Raw genomic sequence first — 19837 nt, 5'->3', positions numbered from 1 at the left:
AAGTTGCCGGCATTTTTAAATTGAATCCCAAAAGTTAAAGATAATTTTTGGGATTCTTTTTTTACAGAATTTTTATAATTTTTAAGCAGACAGGTCAAAACTCAGTAACTTTTGGGTGAAAAGTCAGTGAGTTTTGAGTGAAATTTTGCATGAAAAAAACAAAGGCAATATTTTTATTCAACAACAACTTTCGCATATTCTTCATCAAGAACATACAAAATCAGCGTTGTATTTTTATTTACATCATAAGGAACTGTAAAATGTTTTCCCGGATGACAGAATTCAGCTAAAGTAACAAGCTTTCCGTTCTGATCCTGGGAATCAAGTTTTACAGGAACAGGATATGGATATTCTGGAAGCTCCACGGAAAAAATTCCTTGCGCTGTTTTTGCTTTTTCAGATGCAGGCTGGACTTTTAACGTGGCTTTTACCCTTGAAAAAAGTTCAACCTGACTTGAAGGCTTTTCTTCATCAGAAATAATTCCTTCCGCAGGACTTTTTGGATCTTCTTCAACTTCAAAATCAAAAACAACTTTATATTCGCCAAGTTTTGAAAGAAGCTGCTTTATAGAAAGACCTTCAATGTCGGGAACTTCTGTCTTTGGAATTTCCGTTCCGCTGCTTACAACAAACTGAAGCTTGATTTTTTCTGAAACTGGAGTTCCAGCTTCCGGATATTGCGCAAGAATTGTTCCGGCTTGAAGCTCGCTTTTTTGGTAAACTGGAGCCGGCAGCTGCACAAGAGAATCGTCCCCACTGAACAAAAGTTCCAAAGTATTCAAAACCTCGTCAACATTTTTTCCATAATAATCTTCTATATAGTCAATCGGAATTCCGCGGCTAACAGTCAAATTCACTCTGCGGTAGGCTTTTACAATAGCCCCGGAAACTGGATTCTGCTCCAGAATAGTTCCTTTGTCGCCCGGAAGATCTGAATATTTAAGAAGAATTTTTGGATAAAGCTCCTTCGCCTGAAGCTCCAAAAGCGCGTCTGTAAGGCTTTTTCCTGTAACATCTGGCACAAGAACTTTTTCCGCGCCCTGAACCACCATAAAAAAAACAGCAAGGCAGGAAGCCGTCATTATAACAAAAGCAAGAAGAATTGTTATTACAACAGTTTTTCCTCCGTCCCTTAAATTGTCAAGACAGCCGTTAAATTGAACTCTTGCCTTTTGAAGAATGTCCTTGAATTTATTTTTGTCCATCGTTTACTCCAAAACAGTGCCTATAAAATTTCTGGCTCCGTTCATAAAAGATTTATAATCCATGGCTTTTTTTGCCTGCCACTGAAGCTCTGTAGCAATCAAAACTCCGTTTCCTGTCTGAATAAGAATTCCGCGCTGCTTATTGTAGTCAAGAACTGTTCCCGGAACTGCCGAAGTGTTCTTTACAACTGAAGAATCTTGAGCCGCAACTTTGCTTGCCGCACGCGCCTTTAAAATTTTAAGCTGAAGATTTCCAGAAGTTGTAAAGCAGCCCGGCCACGGCGTATAGGCTCTTATCTGCGCATCGATTTTTTCCGCGCTGTTGTTCCAGTTTATTTTTCCGTCTTCTTTTTTTATTATTGAGCAATAAGATGCTTTTCCTTCCTGCGGAAACGAAGCTGGGAGCTTTCCAGTTTTTGCAATTTTGCGCAAAATTTGTGTTATGTTCATTCCACCGTAAAGCGCGCTGTTCTTTAAAACTTGCTCAGCTGTTTCTGTTCCAGTCAGGCGTTCTTTCTGCTGATATAGAATGTCGCCTTCATCCATACCTAAAGCCATTTTTTGTATTGAAAAGCCTGTTTCATCATCGCAATTCAAAATCGCGGCATTCACAGGAGTTGCGCCCCGGTATTTTGGGAGCAAAGACGGATGCAAATTTATCCCGCCGAATTTAAACAAAGAAAAAAACTTGGGACCAAGAATATGCCCATAGGCAAAGCAGACAAAAATATCCGGCTCAAGGCTTGCAATTTGCTCGCGTTCAGGCTGCTTTATATGTTCTGGAGTAAAAACCGCGAGATTATCATTTCTTGCCCGGTTCCAAATAATCGCATACTGCTCAACTTCTGTCGGAATAAGCTCCTTGTGCCTGCCCTGCGCAGACGGAGGATTTGTAAGAACACCGACAATTTTATATTCTTCTTCCGGCACTGAATTTGACATTGCGCTGTCTTTTAAAATAAGTTCCAGTGCTTTTGCCGCACAAGCCGGACTTCCGCCAAACAAAACTTTCAGCATTTATTTTCCTTTTTTGGCATTTTTAGCAGCAAGTTTTGCTTCAAGACTGCGTTTTTTTGCTTCTTTTTCTGCAAGTTTTTTCTGTGCACGTTCTGCCTTTTTCTTAAAAAGCTCTACGGTTTTATTTTTAAATTCCTCATCACCCCTGTCAATGTAAAGAATTCCATTCAAATGGTCATTTTCATGCTGAATGATTCTCGCAAGAAGTCCATCAACATCATCAAGAACAAAACGCTTTCCGTTTTCGTCAATTGCGCTGACAGAAATCTTTACAGGGCGGACAATCTTTTCAGACACCCCCGGAAGGGAAAGGCAACCTTCTTCATATTCTGAATTTTCCGCAGAAGTTTTTATAATTTCAGGGTTGATAAAGACTCGGCGTACATTGTCATCTGAAATAACTACAAAAAATCTTTTTGAAATTCCAACTTGAGGAGCAGCAAGACCAACGCCGTCCGCGCTAATCATTGTTTCAAACATTTCATTTAAAGTGGCGCGAAGTTCATCGTTTACCTCATTAGATTCAACGGGAACACATTTCTGCCTTAAAACATCTTCACCAAGTTTACATATTCGCATTTTTTCCAGCCTTAAAATTTTATTCAAGTCTTAATCTTGCCGCCTTTGCATGAGCCGCAAGTCCTTCAGCATCTCCCAAATATCCGGCAGATTCAGCAGATTTTTTTGCGCCGGATTTTGTATTGTCTGTGCGCAAAGTTGTAACAGTTTTTATAAATGAACGGACGCTTAAGCCGCCTGTAAATCTTGCGCTTCCAGAAGTCGGCAATGTGTGGTTCAAGCCAGCGGCGTAATCCCCGAAAACTTCCGCAGCACCGTGTCCAATGAAAAGCGAGCCGTAATTATGAACCAGAGACTGGATTTTTTCTCGCTCAAGGCTAGAATCAAGCGCAAGCTCCAAATGCTCCGGAGCTTTTTTATTTGCAAGTTCCGCCGCCTGCTCAAGATTTTCAGTAACAATTATTCGCCCAAAAGTATTTATGCTTTGTTCCGCAGTCGCTTTTGTAGGCAAAGATTCAAGCTGCTTTTCAATTTCCTTGGAAACTTTTTCTGCAAGCTCCATGCTGTCTGTTGCCATTACAGGCTGAGCCACAACATCATGTTCCGCCTGCGCCAAAAGATCCGCCGCAACCCAAACAGGATTCGCAGTCTTGTCAGCAATTATAAAAACTTCTGTAGGACCTGCAATCATGTCAATTCCAACAGTTCCGTAAACAAGTCTTTTTGCTTCCGCAACATATTTATTTCCCGGACCGACAATAACATCTACAGCAGGAATTGACTCTGTACCAAATGCCATTGCCGCAATTGCCTGCGAGCCGCCGCAAGCAAACACTTCTTTTATTCCGCAGATATAAGATGCCGCCATTATGTTTTCGTCAGCATAAGGCTTGCCGCTTCCATCCGGATTTTTCCGCGGAGGAGTGCAAAGAATAATTTCATTTACACCGGCAGCAATTGCAGGAGAACTTGTCATTACAACAGTTGAAACAAGCGGAAATCTTCCTGCAGGAACATAAAGCCCGGCTTTTTCAACAGGAATATTTTTCTGGCCTGTAAAAATTCCCGGCTCAAGCTCAATTTCAAAGTCATCAAAAGATTCTCTTTGTCTCTTTGCAAAACGCACAGCTAAGTCTCTGGAATAGCAAAGAGAATCATAAAGCTTAGGATTTTCCGAGTGCATTTTTTCTGCAGCATTTTTTAAAGTTTCCTCTGGAATTTTTAAATTATATGGAGAAGCCAAATCGAATTTTTTGCTGTACTCGCGCAAGGCTTCATCTTTTCTTAGCTTTACATTTCTTAAAATATCGCGGACTGACTCTATGGATTCTCCAAAATTGCGGGTACAAAAAAACTCTTCTTCAACTTCATCAGCTTTCTGAATTCTTATCATTAAAATAGCCTCCTCCCCATTTTTAGCTGCTTTCATACTGATTCAAAATCAAGTCTAAAAATAGAATTCAATTATATCAAAAAGACGTGAACTTTACAATTAAGGCAAAATCCGCGGTCAATTTGACAGCTAGCGAAATTCGATATAGTATTTGAGTATCCCTAAAAATATGTTTTCTGGAGCGCATGACATGGATAACAACGACTTGGTGCCAGGCTTTAATGACGAAAAAGACGGAAGCCTTGAGATTTTCCTTAGCAAAATTGAAGGAGCCTCAAATTCTATCCTTGTAACGCTTAGCGGATACATCGATACATACAATTCAGATTATTTTCAAAAGCAGACCGTAAAAATTATTTCAGCCGGATTCAAGAACATTGTTTTTAACTGCCAAAATCTGACTTACGTTTCTTCGACTGGAATAGGTTCGCTCACTTCAATTGAAAAAAAAGCAAAGGCAAACAGCGGCGAAATTGTTTTTACAGGAATTCAGCCAAAAGTCTTTGAAGTTTTCCAGCTCTTGGGATTCAGCCAGGTTTTCAATATGAAAGAATCCGTAGAAGATGCGGAAGAATATTTGAAGAAAGAAAAAGATGATAATATTTCAACATTTCCAAAAATCTTTGATTGCCCAGTTTGCTCCAAAAAACTAAAAGCCGTAAAAAGCGGACGATTCAGATGTTCCGACTGCAAAGCAATTATCGTAATAGACCAGAATGGAAATGTTTTTTTAGGCTAACCCGCAAATTTTATGAATTTAGACAATATCGTTATAGTTTTATCGCGCCCGGAAGAACCTAGAAACATCGGAGCCGCTTGCAGGGCAATGGCAAACAACGGAATCCATAAACTGCGGATTGTAGGAAAAAAAGAAGAAATCGACCTGGATAAAGTCCACGTTCTTGCAATCCATGCGTCATACATTTTTGACAATGCCGAATATTTCTCTTCAATAACCGAAGCCTGTTCTGATTGTGTCTGCTCATGCGGAACAACGCGCAGGAGAGGAAAAAAGCGCAAAGGCAAGCTTCTTCTACCTGAAGAATTTGCAAAAACCGCCAATAGAATTTCAGGAACAGAAAAAAAAGGCGGAAAAGTCGCAGTTGTGTTTGGCAACGAAAGAACCGGACTTGACGACAACGAAATCCTTGAATGCGAAATGGGCGTTACAATTCCTTCAAGTGAAGAATTCGGCTCGCTGAACTTAAGCCATGCCGTGCAGATTATGTGCTACACTTTGTTCCGCTACAATGAAAAAAACAAAATCGGTTACACACCAATAGATTCAAAAAGGCTGAAAAAAACTGTAACAACAATCGCAGACAATCTTCAGAAAATCGGATTTTTCTCTGTTACAGGACGCAAGGACATGGAAATTTTCTGGCGCGATATTTTGTCCCGCTCGGCATTAAGCGAAGGAGAAGCGCAATATATAGAAAAAATATTCGACAAAGCGGCAGGACTTTCTAAAAAAAGATAATGTCATCAGCAAAGAGAATTTCTTTTTTTGCGCTGACACAAGAACGCTCAATGCAGTTTTTCAGCTGCCTGATATTTCCCGGCCAAGAAAAATCCAGAAGTTTTTTAATTGCGCAGGAAGAAAGTTTTTTGCCAAACACAGAAGCGCAGTCCTCCGCAATTTTTACAAGCTCGTCTTTGCGTTCTCTTAGAGGCGGAACATTTATAACCAGAACGCTGATTCTATAAAAAAGCTGCTTCTTAAAAAGATTTTTTTCCACAAGCTCTGAAATTTTTGAGTCTGTTGCAAAAATAAGACGCGCATCAAGACCAAGCTTTTTGCTGCTTCCTACTTTGCTGAATTCCCTTGAGTCCAAAACTCCAAGAAATTTTCCTTGACTTTCAAGGCTCAGTTCGCAAATTTCGTCAATGAAAAGTGTTCCGTTAGAAGCTTCTTCAAAAATTCCAGAGTTTTCTTCCGCTCCAGTAAAAGAACCTTTTATAGAGCCAAAAAGTGAACTTTCAATTAAATTCGGATTTATTTCAGCAAGATTAAAAGAAGTAAATTTGCTGTTTTTTCTTATTGAATTTTCGTGGATAAAACGGGCAGTGTGATTTTTTCCAGAACCGCTTTCACCAAGCAGCAAAACTGTGGAATCGCTCTTGCAGGCAATTTCAATCTGCGCTTTAAATCCAAGGCACAAATTGTTTTCCGCGCAAATACATTCATCCAATTTTTCAGCACAAAACAAATCTTTGCCAGAAGAAGAAACCTCGCCTTTCAATTTTACCAGCGCAGAAACATATTTAAGGCAGTCGGATTCTTTAAAGCAAACAAAAATAGGACGTTCAAGTGTATTCTTAAAAAATTTAGAAATGTAGGAAGATTCACCACAGGAAAAACAAGAGCCGTCTATTAAAACTGCCAGAACCAAAAAAAATTCCGGGCGGATAAAAGAAATTTCTTCTGTTTGCACACAAAAAAAATCAAAGTACCGCTCAAAAACAACTTTGCAAAAAGAAATAAATTCCTTTCGGCTTGAAACTATTAAAATTCTCTCCCTTGACAAAAGCCCCTAATCCTTTTTAAAAAGTTTTGTCCAGACAAGAAGAATTATATACCACAAAAATGGAAAAATCAAAAAAATTCTAAGCGGATTTCTGATAATTTCGCCCCAAACTTCATGACCTTTTTCAAAAACTTTTGGATTGACACGCTTAATTCTTTTGCTCAAGATTCCAACTGCGTCCCGGTAATACAAAAAAATTCCAGAAGAAAATTTTTCTTTATTTGAATAACTCCAGAAATCTTTCTTTTTAATTCCTTCGCTCACAAGAACCAAAGACGGAGACGCTTTTGAAATCGCCTGAATAATATTTTCTTCGTCCTGCTTCTGATAATAGCCAACGCATCTTCCCACAATCTGAAGTCCGCGGAAAGTAGAACGCATATTTTTTTCCGCAGCAGCAAGGGCTTTTTTTCTTCCACCGAAAATATAAAACGACTTGTAGCGGCTTTCAAGAATAGAAAGAATGCTTATGAACGCGTCAAATGGATTATACCTAAAAGGAACTGTCTTGTTAAGAAACTTTGCCCCGGACAAAATGCTTTTTGAAATAGGCAAAATCAAGTCGGCATTTCTTATGCTTTCCGCATATTCGTTTTTGCACCGGATTTTCATAAAGTCCCAGATTGTTATAAATGAAATTTGAGAAGGACCTTTTTTTTCCAAGAGCTGCAAAATTTTTTCTTCCAAATCCTGCTTAGAACAAACATCCACAGGAACTCCGAGTAGTTTTATACGTTGAACCGCCATTTTATTCTCCATTTAAAACAGTCTGCAAAGCCGCAATTCCATACAAAGAAGCAGTTTCGCATCTCAATATATTTGTATCAAAATGCACGGGAATAAATCCGCTTTCTTTCATAATGCTGATTTCCTGCACAGAAATTCCGCCTTCCGCACCAACTGCAACTGCAATTTTTGCATTTTCCTTTTTTATAACATCGGCATTTTTTAGCGCATTATAAATGCTCTTTGTTCCATCGCTGCGCTCATAAAGAACAAGCGCCGCTTTGTGTTCCGCCTGCAAACTGCTCCAAAAACCGCAGGCCTCCTCCACCGAAACCGAATAAAAAACTTTTGTTTCAACAGGAGAACCACTCTGCTGCCTTGCCTCCGTTACAATTCTTTGCCAGCGTTCATCTCCAGATTCGGATTTTTTCCGAGCGGATTCAATGTTTCCCTTTTGGCAGAATTCACCTTCCACTGGAATTATTCCGCAGACTCCGCATTCAGTTGCCTGCCTTATAATCAAATCCATTTTCGGAGGCTTTGCTTCAAACTGAAAAAGATAAATTTCCGCCTTGGGCTTTTCCAAAACAGGAGCGGCTTGCGAGATGGAATCATTGCAATTTAGCTTTCCTGCCGCCTGAAGAATTATTTTTTTTTCACAAGAAACAATTTTTGCAACAGTCATCTGCTGGAGAGAACCGTCCAAAAGTCTTGCGTAAATCATATCGCCGCATTTTACTCTTAAAACAGAATTCAAGTAATGATATTTTTTTCCTTGGATGCCAATGCAACCATCAGAGTCAAGCGGAGTTTCTACAATAAACTGCCTCATTGTTCCTGCTGTTCTTTTAAGGTTTTTGTTGAAGCCATAAGTTCCGCAAAGTTTCCGCCCTTTATAACTTCGATTGCCGCCTTAAGCTGACTGTCATAGTCAAGATCGTAAAGGCGAGGAGAACGTGTCCTGTCAAGCTCGTTGCGTATCATTTTTCTAAGAAGCCGCTCTTCAAGTTTGTATTTTGTCTGCAAAGTTTTTGCATAGGAAGCAATTTCCGCTTCTGTCATGTTCTGATGAGAATCCACATAATCTGCAATTGCACCCGATTCTTCAAGAGCGTGCCAATCCTTTTGTTCTTCTTCAGTGAAGTCCGGATAAAGAACTTCCAAATCCGGCTTGATTCCAATCTTATCAATGTTTGTGTCGCTCGGAGAATAATATTTTGCCACGGTGATTTTAAATCCGTCGTTGTTTACGAGTCCGCGCGGAACTTGAACGCTTCCTTTTCCAAATGATTTTTCACCTACAAGGTACGCAGTCTTTGTGTCTTTTAAAGCTCCGCTCAATATTTCGCTTGCGCTGGCAGTCGCCCTGTTTATAAGAACAACAATCGGAATGCCGCGCACAACAGTTTTTCTTTTTACAGCATGATAAACCGCATTTTCATAAGCAAGCCGGCTTTTTGTAGAAACAATTATGCCTTCATCAATAAATTTATCCGCAATGTCCACCGCGCTGTCCAAAAGTCCGCCGCCATTGTTCCGCAAGTCTATAATAAGTCCGTTAAACGAAGCTTCCTTGAATGAATCCAAAGCTTCCTGAACTTTTGCCGCAGTGTTCACAGAAAATTCTGTAAGACGCAAATAGCCGATTTTTTCACCTTCAATCATTCCATATTTTACAGATGGATTTTGAATAACAGCGCGCACAAGAGTCCGCTCAAATTCAAGAGTATTTCTTCTGCGTATTTTTACAGTAACACTTTCACCGACAGTTCCGCGCAGCATACTCAAAACTTCATCCATTGTAATCGTAGATGTGTCCACACCGTCAACCGCAACAATCAAATCCCCAGACTGAATTCCAGCTTTTGCGCCCGGAGTATTTTCTATAGGCTCGGCAACTTCAACATAGGCAGGCTTTTCTTCTGTGGAAACAAGAGGCTTTGTTATTGAAAGTCCAACGCCGCCAAAGTTTCCAACAGTTGTGTCGGTAAGGCTTCTCCATTCAGACTGCGCCATGTAAACTGAATAAGGATCGTCAAGCGCGCCCAGCATTCCCTTTAACGCGCCTTCATACAAAATCTGCGGATCAACTTCTTCTACATAATTCTGCTGAATAAAATAATACAGCTGATCTATAACCTTAAGAAACTGACGCTGCTTTGCTGAATCTATGTCTGAGCTTGAAGAATTAGACTGCGAAAAACACTGCGAGGCAAAAATAGAAAACAATATAAACGCTGAAAAAATCCGCGTAGCCTTTAATAACTTCTTTGCGATTTTCATTGCTCTATTTTAAGACCTTTTAAGGCAGTGTTCAAGGGCATATTCATATTGAATAAAAAAACGCTTTTTTAAACTAATAATAGACTTTAACTAAAAGCTGATATATAATAAGAACAATACTTTTATTGATTTAAAGACGTTTTCACTGTCGTTGCGGGTGGGCTTCGGCAGTTTTTTATTTTAAATCGAAATAGATGAAGAAAACAAAAAAGCCAGCTAGAATCTCTAGCCGGCAGTATGTTTAAATTGAACAACTCTTGTTAAATAATCTCACTTACAGGAATTTTGTAGACGCTTCCGCAGTTACGGCAGACAATTTCAAGCGGGTCAGGACCGTTTTGCTTTATATCGGCAAGCTCGTTCTTTGGAAGAGTTTTTAAGTAGCCGATATATTTTTCCTTGCTGCACGGACAGTCAAAAATAATGTCGCGCTCAACTGCAATCGCAGGCTCAAACTCGCGGAAAAGCCCGTGCACAACGTCTTCTGTCTTGCCTTTTTCAGAAAACCACTTGCCAAGCGAAGGACAGGCAAAAAAAGCGTTTTCAATTTTTTCTATCAGCTCTTCGTCAACTTTCTGGTCTGCGCCGCTTGCCGTGTTCGAGCCGGAATCTTTTGTTCCGCCAGTTTCAGGCATAACCTGCACAAACATTCCGCCTGCGCCCATAACACGTCCGCTTTTGTCCATAAAAATGCTTGTGTTGAACGCCGTGCGAATCTGGTCAGACTGCTGAAAAAACCAAGCCAAATCCTTGGTTATGTTTTTATAAAGAATTTCCACAGAGCTGGTTTGCGGAGCTTTGTCGCCCGGGTGAACTTTTGACATTGTCATTGTTCCGTCTCCAAGAAAAGGACTTAAATCCCAGCTTTCCAGAGGCTTTTCCACAGGAATATGGTTTTCATACAAAAATCCGCGCACATAGCCTGAAGAATCAGCTTCAACAGAAAATCCTTTTGCAGGACCGTTTGTGTCATAATGCCAGGTAAGATGCTCCTTTCCTTTCATCATGGGAATCATAAGAGCGGCACAGATTGATGCCTGTCCCAAAACCATTGTCTCAAGAATTCCAAGGTTATGCTGAGAACGCATCTGGTTTACAAAACGCGTTCCGTGAAAAAGCGCGCCTCTTGCCCGTCCGTCCGCCATTACAAAAATAGAAAGTCCGTCCTTTTCAAGTGAGTCAATATGGCTGTTCAGCTCGTTATCATTTATCTGTGCTTTTATCATGGAATATATAATAGTAAGAAACAGAATTTATGTAAACTTAAATCGGTAGCAATTACAGGGCAAACGCATTATAAATAATTTAAGTAAAGTTTGCGCGAAGGAACGGTTCCTGGGGCAAAAACACATTATTGCGCGATTTTGAATCAGGAAACCGTGACTAGGAGCCAGTTTTATGCTGAATACATTTATAATGCGTTTGCCCTGGTAGCAATTATTTTATGAATTGAACTGACGGCGCATTTGCATTAAAATGCAAGGTCTATGGACAACGAATCAATTAAAAACATGCTTTTGGACATTCAGCCTTCAAAACTTGAATTCACTGTAACAATGACAGGCAAGGAAAGCAGCCGGGTAAACGGACTTTACAAGCCGGAAACAAGGGAAATTCTTCTTCACAATAAGAATTTCAAGACAGAAAACGAGCTTGTCTACACAGCAATCCACGAATACACACATCACCTTATAAACGAAGAGCAGATTGAACTTTCAGGCGGAAAAAATCCTCCTATAAAATCAAAAAGCCACACAAACTATTTCTGGGCAAAATTCCATGCGCTTTTAGACATTGCGGAAGAAAAAAGCTACTATAAACTGGATGTTTCACTTTCCCCGGAGCTTGAGCAGCTCACAAAAGAAATCCGCGAAAAATACATTGAGCCAAACGGACACATAATGCACGAGCTTGGAAGAAGCCTTGTAAAAGCCCATGCTCTTTGTGATCAGGCAAATATCCGCTACGAAGACTACTTGGACAGAATTCTTCAGATTCCGCGGACAACGGCAAAGAGCGCATCAAAAGTAGGCTTGCTCCCGGACGAAGATTCTTCGCTCGGATTCGACAACATGAAAATTGTGGCTGGCTGCAAAAAGCCTGACGAAAAAGCAAAGGCAGTGGAAGCAATCAAAAGCGGAAAAAGCCCGGACAGCGTAATTGCCATGATGAAGAAAAAGGCAAAAGAAACCGATCCAAAAAAAAAGCTTGAAAAAGAACGCGACAGGCTTACAAAGACAATAAATGAGCTTACACACCGCCTGGAATTTGTGGAGGAAAGCCTTGCAAATCTATAAAAGAGTTTTTGTTTTAACCGCAGCTGCACTTTTTAATGCAAATGCGCAAAGCACATCGTTCAGCTCCATTACATCTCCTTCCATGCCCACAGTTTCTTCCCCGGAAATCGGGAACGGATTTTATTCTCCCGGCTCAGTTTTAAAGCCTGAATACAGCAAAAGCACAAGCCAAAGCAGTTCAAGCAAGACAGGACAGGCAAAATCAGAAAATAAAAATGCGGAATCTTCAAATGAAAAAAGAGAGATGCAGAAGAAGATTTTGTCCGCACTGAGTGCAAAAGATATTTCGCTTTTAAAGGAACAGGGATTTTCCAGCGACATAAATTCCATGATATTTTCACTTTCGTCATCAGACAACTCGCAGGAAACAAAAGTTCTTTTAAATAAAATTCTTGCTGAAATTGAAAAAATCAAAGATGAGTCAGGCAAAGAAAACGGAAAGAAAAAGGCTCCCGAAGTTTCAGCCGCTTCTGCAAAAGAAGAAAAGCTGCCGGAAAAAGCCAAGGCACGGCTTCTTAGGTTCAGTGTGAACGGCTACGACATTTTAAGAACTTGCCGCAAAATTTATATTTCGGAAGTGCAGCTGGACGGAACTTTTTTAATTACAGGCGACAGAGTTTATTCAAGCGATGGAAAAAACAGAACTGAAACTTTCCATATTTTATTTAAAAGTTCTCCAAGTGAAAGCGGAACCTTAAACTACAAAGCCGCGGCAAATGTAACGCAAGACTACCTGAATGAAAATTCATTTTTATATCAGCTTTCAAAATTTGAAAGTCTTCCTGCAATGCGGGTCGGGAACTTTGTTTCAATGCGCACAGAAGAGCCAAACTGGAAACTGGAACTTTTAATTGATCTTGGAGAAAAATAAGCGTGAACGAAAAACTTAACGAAGGCTTAAAAAAACTAGGACTTGAATTTTCACAAAATCAAATCAGCCGGATTGAAACTTACATTTCATGTGTCCTTGAATTCAACAAGACTTACAATCTTATGAAAGCGGATTCCACAGACGAACTTACGGTAAACCACATTCTTGACAGTCTTGCGGCGGCTCCAAGCATTGCTTCTTTTATTCAGAAAATTCAAGAGAAAAAAAATATTGCTTCATTGCAAATTGCGGACATAGGTTCTGGCGGCGGATGTCCTGGAATTCCTTTAGCGGTGGCGTTTCCTGAGCAAAATTTTATGCTTGTTGAGCGCATGGAAAAAAGATGCGGATTCTTGGAAAGCGCAGTTTGCAAAATGAATCTTTCAAATGTAAAAGTAAACTGCATTCAGGCTGATTTAATAAAGCCGGAATCATTTGACATTGAAGTGTTCCGCGCGTTTCATCCGTTTGACTCAAAAAATACAAAGCTGCTTTTAAGAATGCTAAAGAAAGGCGGAATTCTTGCGGCATACAAAGCAAGGACAGAAAAAATTTCTGCGGAAATGGAATCTATAAAATTCCTTGTTCCGTCGTATAAAAAAATAAAACTGGAAGTTCCTTTTCTGGAAGATCATGAAAGAAATCTTGTTGTGGTGGAAAAATGATTTTTAATTCGTCTGTTTTTTTTATTTTGTTTTTAGCGGGAACTGTTTTTGATTTTGCATTAAATCAGTTTCTTGAAACTTCGGATTTCTTTTTCAGAAAAAAGCACGGAAAACAAATTCCAGAGCGGCTAAAAAAATTTGTAAATGCCCAGGAACTAGAAAAAACCTGCGCCTATGAAAACGCAAAATATTTTGTTTGGATTCCTTCAAACATCCTGAATTTCATTTTAAAGCTTGCTCTTGTTCTGTCGGGATTCTATGTTTTTCTTTATGAAGGATTCTACAGTTTTACAACAAATGTTTTTGCAACAGTGATTCTTTTTTCTATTGTTTCTGGAATTCCGTCTTTTATTTTAAATCTGCCGTTTTCACTTTACAGAGAATTCCGCATAGAAAAAAAGTTTGGATTCAGCAATATGAATTTAAAAATGTGGATTCTGGATTTTATAAAATCTACAGTTTTATCTGCAATCATAGCAATTCCAATTTTGTGCGCCGCAGTTGCCCTTATAGTCTGCTTTAACAAAATCTGGTGGCTTTTGTTTGCTATAGTTTACCTTGCATTTTCACTTGGAATAAGCTACATATATCCAGTTCTGATTGCGCCGATTTTCAACAAATTTTCTCCTCTTGAAGAAGGCGAAATAAAAGAGCGGATCGAAAAGCTTTTTGCAAAAACTGGATTCAAGACTTCTGGAATTTTTACAATGGACGCTTCAAGGCGAAGCAACCACAGCAATGCGTATTTTACAGGCTTTGGGAAAAACAAAAGAATCGTTTTGTACGACACACTAATAAAGCAGCTTGAGCCTTCAGAAATTGAAGCGGTTCTTGGACATGAGCTTGGGCACTGCAAAAAACATCACATTGCAAAAAGAATGATTGTTATGATTCCGCTTGTATTTGTTTCGCTGCTGGCGGCAAGTTTAATTGCAAAATTTCCTTCCCTTTATTCAGCATTCGGATATGAGCCGCTCAACAATGTCGCGCCTTACATTCAGCCTTTAGGACTTTTGTTTATCGGATTAGTCTTTGAAGGCTACGGAAATATTGTTTCGCTTGTTTCTAATTTCTTTAGCAGAAAAGATGAGTTTCAGGCAGACGCTTATTCAAAAGAAATGTGCGGAACTTCCCAGCCGTTAATCAGCGCGCTTATAAAGCTGAACAAAGAAAATCTTTCTGAACTTGAGCCGCCAAAGATTTATTCAATGTTCAACTACAGCCATCCGCCTTTAATGGAAAGAATAAAAGCTTTGGAAAACTAGGCTTTGCGAGAAAGGAACAAAACTGAAGCTGCAAAAAATATAAGCACATAAAAAGCCGCAGCAGCAAAAACAGCGTTTGTTCCTAAAAGTCCGACCAAAACATAGCTAAGCATATTGAAAAAATAAAGCGCAATGTTAAAGGCAACAACCATCATAAAGCCCAAAACAGGAATAAGAAGAGTCCACTTGAATTTAAAAATTTCATCTGGATTCTCGATTCTGTAGTTCCAGCCAATGCAAGCGCAAAAAACAAACATTATCAGCATTATAAAAGGAAAAGTTCCTCGCTGAACAAGATTCTGCGCAAAAACTTCCTGCGAAAAACCATATCCAGACGCTCTAGGCAAAAGCTTAAATAAAACAGGAAGAGGCATTTCCTTAGCCCCGCAAGCCGCCGCATTTATAAGATTGAAATCAGAAAACTGCATTGGCAAAACCATTGACGAAGCTTTCTTTATGTTCAAAGGAATTCTTTTTGCGGAATGTTCTTTTTTCTGCGGATTTTCAATTCCAAGATTCTGCGCGTCAAGCTCTGAAAGTCCTGTAGGCTCATAAGAATAAACTGGGCGCGAAACCAAGCCTTCCGTATTTCGGTCTACAGACTGAAGGATAACAAACGGAACATATTCCCACTTTTTTTCAATTCCCAAAAGCGCAAGATTTTCTTCGCCGAATTCGGAAACTGGCTGGGCAACGGCTTTTGCAAACGGAACAAAAAATGAACAGACAAATTTACCATTTTCATCGTAATGCACAACATTGAAATTTTCCATGTAGCGGATAAGGCTGCCTTCTTTTTTTATGTCCATCGCATTCGAAATGTAAAAAACATTTTTTGAGCCGTCAGGATAATCAAGTGAAAAATAAACTTTATGGCTGTCAGAAAGCTCTTCTATGTATTTTGTTTCGTCAAAAAAGAAATACTGATTTTCCAAATCTTCTTCTGAAAGCGCAAGAAATTTCTTTACATCAGGATCATCGGAAGCCTGAGCATAATTATTTTTTAAGCCAAGAAAAGTATAATATGCCTTTAAAAAATCTCCGCGGGAAAAAGCAACGTAACCGGCTTTTTTTATCTTGTAATAATTCCTCTCGGCAGAATTGTCAAATTCAACTGGAAGGCTTAGCATTTTCCATGCATAGTTTGATTTTTCAACTGCCGCATCAAGATTTGTGTTTTTTCCATCGCAAGCTTCAACTGCAAGACTCGCCCAGTAATGAGCGTCAAACCACTGTTTTTTTTGCGCCGCGGAATCAGACTTTTCCAATAGCTCCAAAATTGTATGTCCTTTGTCTTTTACATGAAGCGGCTTCTGCACTTTTTCTGCGGAAGGCACATTTTTCTTTCCATGCATTTCACTGTCAATAAGAAGAGCTACAGAATCTTCTGTAAGCTTTAAAACTCTTTTTGCATCTGAATTTTCCGGTGAAAGTTCCACTGCTTTTTTTGCATATTGAAGCGCAAGAATCGGCTGGTTCTGCTCCAGAAAATGTCCGGCAATAGAAATCGCATCGGCAAAATCAGACGGGGCTTCCTTTATAAAATCGATTTTACGTTTTACAGACGGCTTGAAAATCTCTTCATTAAACGAAAGAAAAAGAATAAGCGCTAGAGAAAAAAACAAGACAAGCTTGAATCTTGAAAACATCGCAGGAGAAAACCTTGAGCGGCTGTTTCCCGTTTTTTTCTGCCAAAGAACCGCGCAAGAAACTGTAAATCCACTTAAAAGAATTCCCGGAAGGCAAACTAAAAAAATATAAAGTCCGTAATAAAATACAAATGGTTTTTCTGTACCGGCTATCAAAGATTCAGGACACGGAATAAAAAAAACAGAAATCAAAAGACAAAAAGCAAAAATGATTGCCGTATATATTCCAGTAATAAAAACAACTTTTTTCATAAGTCATCTCCGTAGTAAGCTGGCTCTGGTGAATTTTCCTTTACAAGTCTTGAAATCAGCCACAAAACAAATGCCGACACAAAAATAAAAATATTCAGAACGAAAACTAAAAGTGATTTTGTCGGAACAGATTTTATCAGTATTGGTATTTTCTGAAACAAAGAATCATCTGCGCCCAAAATAAAAAAGTTCAAAAAGAAAACAAAAATGTAGTCCATTAAAATAAAAAGCACATTTACAAGCCGCCATGCAGAAATATTTTTTATCCAGACCACAGAAGTAAAAGCAAATATAATTGAAGAAAAAATTATCCAGGAAACAAAATTTTCAGAGCATCTTGAATATGATGAAACTGTAAACTTTTGAAAATACTTTAAAATCTGTTTTAGAAGAACCGGCATTTCAACTGTATTTTTTATAAGCGGATCTGAAAATTCATCTTGAAAAATCGCAGGCTTTTCCGAGCTGAAAGTAAAAACATTGCCGTTTGACTTTGATTTGTCAATGCAAACTCCAGAGGCATTGTTTTCTGAGTCAACTTCTGAATAATACAAAACATAGCGGTTGTCTTGCGAAACTCTAAAATATCCGGGCGAAAGAGAAACTGCGGCTTGCATTTCCTTATTTTTATAAACTGAAATTTCAAGTTTTTCTTTTAACGCCGGAATAAAAAAAATCCAAAGGCACAAATGCAAAATCATGCAGACTAGAACTGAATACCAAGGAATTTCTTTATGTCGGATTAAATAGAAAGAAATAAATAAAGGACACAATGAAAGCACAGTCGGCAAAACTTCAAAAATTCCCTGTAAAAAAAATCCTGAACTAAATGCAGAAAATTTCTGCCCGGCAACAAGAACTGTGCAAAGCGAATAAGTCATATAAAGAAACGCGCCAGTACAAAGACCAAGCATAACGATAGCAATGTAGGCAGCAAAAATTTTTATGGAACAAATAAAATTCATATATTTAGAGAATAACACGGATAACTGATAAAATCAAACCAGAAGAACCGTTGTGCTAAATTTTAACGCGTCCCTGAAAACTTCTTGCCAATGTAAGCCGGTCCGCATATTCCAAATCTCCTCCAGCCGGAAGTCCAGAAGCAAGCCGCGTAACAACAACTTGAGTGTCTTGCAAAACGCGCTGTATAAAAAGAGCTGTTGTATCGCCTTCAACAGTGGGATTCGTTGCAATAATGACTTCTTTTATAACACCAAGCTTTACACGCTCAAGCAGCTGTGAAATTCTAAGCTTGTCCGGCGTAATTCCTTCAAGAGGAGAAATAACTCCGCCCAAAACATGAAACAATCCGTGGAATTCATGAGAACTTTCAATTGTCGCAACGTCCTGTGGCTGCTCAACAACACAAAGAATTGTTTTATCTCTTGCAATGTCGGAACAAATAGGGCAGGGATCTTCTTCTGTCCAGGCGCCGCAAATAGAACAAGGTTTTATTCTTTCCTGCAACGACAAAATTTGATTTGAAAAACGGATATTAAAAGAACTGTCGGTCTTTAAAAGATGGCTTGCAATTCTAGCCGCAGATTTTTTTCCGATTCCAGGAAGCCTTGAAAAACTTTCTGTCAACTCGTCAAGAGCGTTCATTTTTTACACGCCCATTCCCGGAATATTCATTCCTGCAACCATAGGTCCAAGCTGATTTTTTATTTCATCCTGAATTTTTTCTAGGGCAGCATGATGGGCGGCTTTTATTAAATCCTGAAGCATAGGAACATCTCTGTTATCAACACAGATTGGATCAAGCTTTATATCTACAAGCTCAAATTTTCCGTTTACAGTAACTTGCACCATATTTCCGCCGGAAGAGCCTTCAGCCTCAAGCTCAGCAAGCTTTTCCTGCGCCGCCTTAAGCTGGCTCTGCATTCCCGCAAGATTTTTTACCATATCAAAAGGATTCATTGTTTTCTCCAGAAAAGTCTTTGTAATATGCTGAAAACAAGCAGCGGTCAACGGGAGTCGAACCCGCCTATCAGGCTTGGGAAGCCTGTGTAATACCGATATACGATAACCGCAAACCATAAAAGAATAATGTTATTCCGCTATTTTTTCAACACCCGGAAAATGCTAAAGTTTTTTCACTGAATTTCTTTCTATAAATATAGCCGGCACACGGACACATTCGCCCACAGGAATTCCAACAAGACGATTCATAAGGATTTCTGCAGAAAGCTCGCCGATTGTCTTTATATCCTGCCTGAATGTTGTCAAAGGCGGAGAATAAAATTCGGAAATCATTTCATCATCAAAACCAATAAAAGAAATGTCGTCGGGAATTCTTTTTCCAATTGATTTTACATATTCCATTGCGCCGACCGCCATATTGTCATTTGCAACAAAAACTGCGGTAATATCGTCATGCCGTTCAAGAAGCTCTTTCATAGCATCATGGCTTTCCGCTCGCGACCATTTATGGCAAAATTTCACATAAGATTCATCATATTTCAGCCCGAAATCTTTAAAGGCTTTTTTTAATCCTTCCAAGCGGTCAATTGCAGCCATATTATATTGTGAATAAGTTCCGCCTATGTAGGCAATTTTTTTATGTCCGTTTTTAATAAAACATGAAGCGGCTTTATATCCAGCATCAACATTTGCAGTTACAACAGTTGAAATTCCGGGAATTATAAAGTTTGTTGAAACGCAAGGAATGTCGGATTCTGCAAGCTCCATAATTTCATTGTCCGCACTGAGAGGATTTATAATTCCAACCGCATCTACATTTCTGTGGTAGCAGTGCTCAACATAAGACTTTTTTTCTCCAATTAGAGCATGGGAAATAAAAAGCAAATCGTACCCGGCAAATTCCAAACATTCCCTGAATTTATTCAGAATCTTTCCAAACAAAGGATGATCGAAACCTCTTTGCATATCGGCATCTTCATAAATTACCCCTATTAAAAAAGACTTTTTTGTAGTAAGAGCGCGGGCTGTCATATTTGGGCGATAGCCTAACTCCTTGGCTGCATCAAGGATTTTTTTTCTAGTTGAATTGCTTAAGCCACCAGTCTTGTTAAGAGCCTTGGAAACTGTAGGAGCAGAATAACCTGTTTTTAAAGCGATATCATAAATTGTAACCATTAAATTTTCCGCCTCCGCTTGAACTACAATTTATAATCTTAATCTAGGATGAACAAGAATTTCAA

General features: G+C 39.1%; 20 protein-coding genes and 1 tRNA gene. 6 read left to right on the top strand and 15 right to left on the bottom strand.

The window, feature by feature from the left end; genetic code table 11:
- Window positions 1-173 precede the first annotated feature (173 nt).
- From TRESU_RS00380 to hisD, 4 genes are read right to left on the bottom strand one after another with little or no spacing between them, the layout of a single operon-like run.
- Window positions 174-1205, bottom strand: coding sequence for a PASTA domain-containing protein (locus TRESU_RS00380; RefSeq protein WP_013700354.1), 1032 nt, complete (start codon window positions 1203-1205; stop codon window positions 174-176).
- A gap of 3 nt (window positions 1206-1208) precedes the next feature.
- Entirely contained in the window at window positions 1209-2222 is a 1014-nt protein-coding gene (gene fmt / locus TRESU_RS00375; protein ID WP_013700353.1) for a methionyl-tRNA formyltransferase, read from the bottom strand.
- Window positions 2223-2801, bottom strand: coding sequence for a peptide deformylase (def, locus tag TRESU_RS00370; protein WP_013700352.1), 579 nt, complete (start codon window positions 2799-2801; stop codon window positions 2223-2225).
- A gap of 19 nt (window positions 2802-2820) precedes the next feature.
- The gene (hisD, locus tag TRESU_RS00365; RefSeq protein WP_013700351.1) at window positions 2821-4134 is read right to left on the bottom strand and encodes a histidinol dehydrogenase; all 1314 of its coding nucleotides are present in this window, start codon (window positions 4132-4134) and stop codon (window positions 2821-2823) included.
- A 190-nt stretch (window positions 4135-4324) separates the two neighbouring features.
- On the opposite strand from hisD, the gene TRESU_RS00360 reads away from it, so the two are divergent.
- Both TRESU_RS00360 and TRESU_RS00355 read left to right on the top strand, forming a co-directional pair.
- Window positions 4325-4873, top strand: a complete 549-nt coding sequence (locus tag TRESU_RS00360; protein WP_013700350.1) for an STAS domain-containing protein — start codon at window positions 4325-4327, stop codon at window positions 4871-4873.
- Window positions 4874-4885: 12 nt separating this feature from the next.
- A complete protein-coding gene (locus tag TRESU_RS00355) occupies window positions 4886-5614 on the top strand; it encodes an RNA methyltransferase (protein ID WP_013700349.1) in 729 nt (242 codons plus the stop codon).
- On the opposite strand, the gene TRESU_RS13930 is transcribed toward TRESU_RS00355, so the two are convergent.
- The 5 genes from TRESU_RS13930 to TRESU_RS00330 all read right to left on the bottom strand — a co-directional run bounded on the left by TRESU_RS13930 (window position 5601) and on the right by TRESU_RS00330 (window position 10897).
- Entirely contained in the window at window positions 5601-6569 is a 969-nt protein-coding gene (locus tag TRESU_RS13930; RefSeq protein ID WP_169309719.1) for a sigma-54-dependent transcriptional regulator, read from the bottom strand. The two genes, TRESU_RS00355 and TRESU_RS13930, sit on opposite strands and share 14 nt — an antisense overlap.
- A gap of 99 nt (window positions 6570-6668) precedes the next feature.
- Window positions 6669-7409 carry a WecB/TagA/CpsF family glycosyltransferase gene (locus TRESU_RS00345; protein WP_013700347.1) on the bottom strand — a complete coding sequence of 247 codons (741 nt, stop codon included), beginning with the start codon at window positions 7407-7409 and terminating at the stop codon, window positions 6669-6671.
- 1 nt (window position 7410) lies between these two features.
- A complete protein-coding gene (locus TRESU_RS00340; protein ID WP_013700346.1) occupies window positions 7411-8220 on the bottom strand; it encodes an RsmE family RNA methyltransferase in 810 nt (269 codons plus the stop codon).
- The gene (locus tag TRESU_RS00335; RefSeq protein WP_013700345.1) at window positions 8217-9671 is read right to left on the bottom strand and encodes a S41 family peptidase; all 1455 of its coding nucleotides are present in this window, start codon (window positions 9669-9671) and stop codon (window positions 8217-8219) included. The genes TRESU_RS00340 and TRESU_RS00335 overlap by 4 nt, the downstream gene beginning before the upstream one ends.
- A gap of 260 nt (window positions 9672-9931) precedes the next feature.
- A complete protein-coding gene (locus TRESU_RS00330; protein ID WP_013700344.1) occupies window positions 9932-10897 on the bottom strand; it encodes an Hsp33 family molecular chaperone HslO in 966 nt (321 codons plus the stop codon).
- A gap of 261 nt (window positions 10898-11158) precedes the next feature.
- Here TRESU_RS00330 and TRESU_RS00325 point away from each other — a divergent pair, with 261 nt between their 5' ends.
- From TRESU_RS00325 to TRESU_RS00310, 4 genes are read left to right on the top strand one after another with little or no spacing between them, the layout of a single operon-like run.
- Window positions 11159-11968 carry a hypothetical protein gene (locus TRESU_RS00325; RefSeq protein WP_013700343.1) on the top strand — a complete coding sequence of 270 codons (810 nt, stop codon included), beginning with the start codon at window positions 11159-11161 and terminating at the stop codon, window positions 11966-11968.
- A complete protein-coding gene (locus TRESU_RS00320; protein ID WP_013700342.1) occupies window positions 11955-12839 on the top strand; it encodes a hypothetical protein in 885 nt (294 codons plus the stop codon). The genes TRESU_RS00325 and TRESU_RS00320 overlap by 14 nt, the downstream gene beginning before the upstream one ends.
- Before the next feature lie 2 nt (window positions 12840-12841).
- Window positions 12842-13504, top strand: coding sequence for a 16S rRNA (guanine(527)-N(7))-methyltransferase RsmG (gene rsmG, locus TRESU_RS00315; RefSeq protein WP_013700341.1), 663 nt, complete (start codon window positions 12842-12844; stop codon window positions 13502-13504).
- Window positions 13501-14769, top strand: a complete 1269-nt coding sequence (locus tag TRESU_RS00310) for a M48 family metallopeptidase (protein WP_013700340.1) — start codon at window positions 13501-13503, stop codon at window positions 14767-14769. Before rsmG ends, TRESU_RS00310 begins: the two co-directional genes overlap by 4 nt.
- Here TRESU_RS00310 and TRESU_RS00305 read toward each other — a convergent pair.
- The 6 genes from TRESU_RS00305 to TRESU_RS00280 form a co-directional block, all read right to left on the bottom strand.
- The gene (locus TRESU_RS00305) at window positions 14766-16670 is read right to left on the bottom strand and encodes a hypothetical protein (RefSeq protein ID WP_013700339.1); all 1905 of its coding nucleotides are present in this window, start codon (window positions 16668-16670) and stop codon (window positions 14766-14768) included. The two genes, TRESU_RS00310 and TRESU_RS00305, sit on opposite strands and share 4 nt — an antisense overlap.
- Entirely contained in the window at window positions 16667-17635 is a 969-nt protein-coding gene (locus tag TRESU_RS00300) for a hypothetical protein (RefSeq protein ID WP_013700338.1), read from the bottom strand. The genes TRESU_RS00305 and TRESU_RS00300 overlap by 4 nt, the downstream gene beginning before the upstream one ends.
- Before the next feature lie 55 nt (window positions 17636-17690).
- Window positions 17691-18278, bottom strand: a complete 588-nt coding sequence (gene recR / locus TRESU_RS00295) for a recombination mediator RecR (protein ID WP_013700337.1) — start codon at window positions 18276-18278, stop codon at window positions 17691-17693.
- Between the two features lie 3 nt (window positions 18279-18281).
- Window positions 18282-18593, bottom strand: a complete 312-nt coding sequence (locus TRESU_RS00290; RefSeq protein ID WP_013700336.1) for a YbaB/EbfC family nucleoid-associated protein — start codon at window positions 18591-18593, stop codon at window positions 18282-18284.
- A 42-nt stretch (window positions 18594-18635) separates the two neighbouring features.
- Window positions 18636-18706: transfer RNA gene (locus TRESU_RS00285), tRNA-Gly, on the bottom strand.
- A 52-nt stretch (window positions 18707-18758) separates the two neighbouring features.
- A complete protein-coding gene (locus tag TRESU_RS00280) occupies window positions 18759-19772 on the bottom strand; it encodes a LacI family DNA-binding transcriptional regulator (RefSeq protein ID WP_013700335.1) in 1014 nt (337 codons plus the stop codon).
- Window positions 19773-19837: the final 65 nt, after the last annotated feature.

Source organism: Treponema succinifaciens DSM 2489 (genome assembly GCF_000195275.1).
Lineage (GTDB): Bacteria > Spirochaetota > Spirochaetia > Treponematales > Treponemataceae > Treponema_D > Treponema_D succinifaciens.
The sequence above is the reverse complement of the archived record's forward strand: the minus strand, read 5'-3'. Positions and strand labels throughout refer to the sequence as shown.

What these genes read in the sequence shown, in the direction of transcription:
- TRESU_RS00380 (WP_013700354.1), bottom strand. Translation starts at nt 1,205, where the DNA reads ATGGACAAAAATAAATTCAAGGACATTCTTCAAAAGGCAAGAGTTCAA.
- fmt (WP_013700353.1), bottom strand. Translation starts at nt 2,222, where the DNA reads ATGCTGAAAGTTTTGTTTGGCGGAAGTCCGGCTTGTGCGGCAAAAGCA.
- def (WP_013700352.1), bottom strand. Translation starts at nt 2,801, where the DNA reads ATGCGAATATGTAAACTTGGTGAAGATGTTTTAAGGCAGAAATGTGTT.
- hisD (WP_013700351.1), bottom strand. Translation starts at nt 4,134, where the DNA reads ATGATAAGAATTCAGAAAGCTGATGAAGTTGAAGAAGAGTTTTTTTGT.
- TRESU_RS00360 (WP_013700350.1), top strand. Translation starts at nt 4,325, where the DNA reads ATGGATAACAACGACTTGGTGCCAGGCTTTAATGACGAAAAAGACGGA.
- TRESU_RS00355 (WP_013700349.1), top strand. Translation starts at nt 4,886, where the DNA reads ATGAATTTAGACAATATCGTTATAGTTTTATCGCGCCCGGAAGAACCT.
- TRESU_RS00345 (WP_013700347.1), bottom strand. Translation starts at nt 7,409, where the DNA reads ATGGCGGTTCAACGTATAAAACTACTCGGAGTTCCTGTGGATGTTTGT.
- TRESU_RS00340 (WP_013700346.1), bottom strand. Translation starts at nt 8,220, where the DNA reads ATGAGGCAGTTTATTGTAGAAACTCCGCTTGACTCTGATGGTTGCATT.
- TRESU_RS00335 (WP_013700345.1), bottom strand. Translation starts at nt 9,671, where the DNA reads ATGAAAATCGCAAAGAAGTTATTAAAGGCTACGCGGATTTTTTCAGCG.
- TRESU_RS00330 (WP_013700344.1), bottom strand. Translation starts at nt 10,897, where the DNA reads ATGATAAAAGCACAGATAAATGATAACGAGCTGAACAGCCATATTGAC.
- TRESU_RS00325 (WP_013700343.1), top strand. Translation starts at nt 11,159, where the DNA reads ATGGACAACGAATCAATTAAAAACATGCTTTTGGACATTCAGCCTTCA.
- TRESU_RS00310 (WP_013700340.1), top strand. Translation starts at nt 13,501, where the DNA reads ATGATTTTTAATTCGTCTGTTTTTTTTATTTTGTTTTTAGCGGGAACT.
- TRESU_RS00305 (WP_013700339.1), bottom strand. Translation starts at nt 16,670, where the DNA reads ATGAAAAAAGTTGTTTTTATTACTGGAATATATACGGCAATCATTTTT.
- TRESU_RS00300 (WP_013700338.1), bottom strand. Translation starts at nt 17,635, where the DNA reads ATGAATTTTATTTGTTCCATAAAAATTTTTGCTGCCTACATTGCTATC.
- recR (WP_013700337.1), bottom strand. Translation starts at nt 18,278, where the DNA reads ATGAACGCTCTTGACGAGTTGACAGAAAGTTTTTCAAGGCTTCCTGGA.
- TRESU_RS00290 (WP_013700336.1), bottom strand. Translation starts at nt 18,593, where the DNA reads ATGAATCCTTTTGATATGGTAAAAAATCTTGCGGGAATGCAGAGCCAG.
- TRESU_RS00280 (WP_013700335.1), bottom strand. Translation starts at nt 19,772, where the DNA reads ATGGTTACAATTTATGATATCGCTTTAAAAACAGGTTATTCTGCTCCT.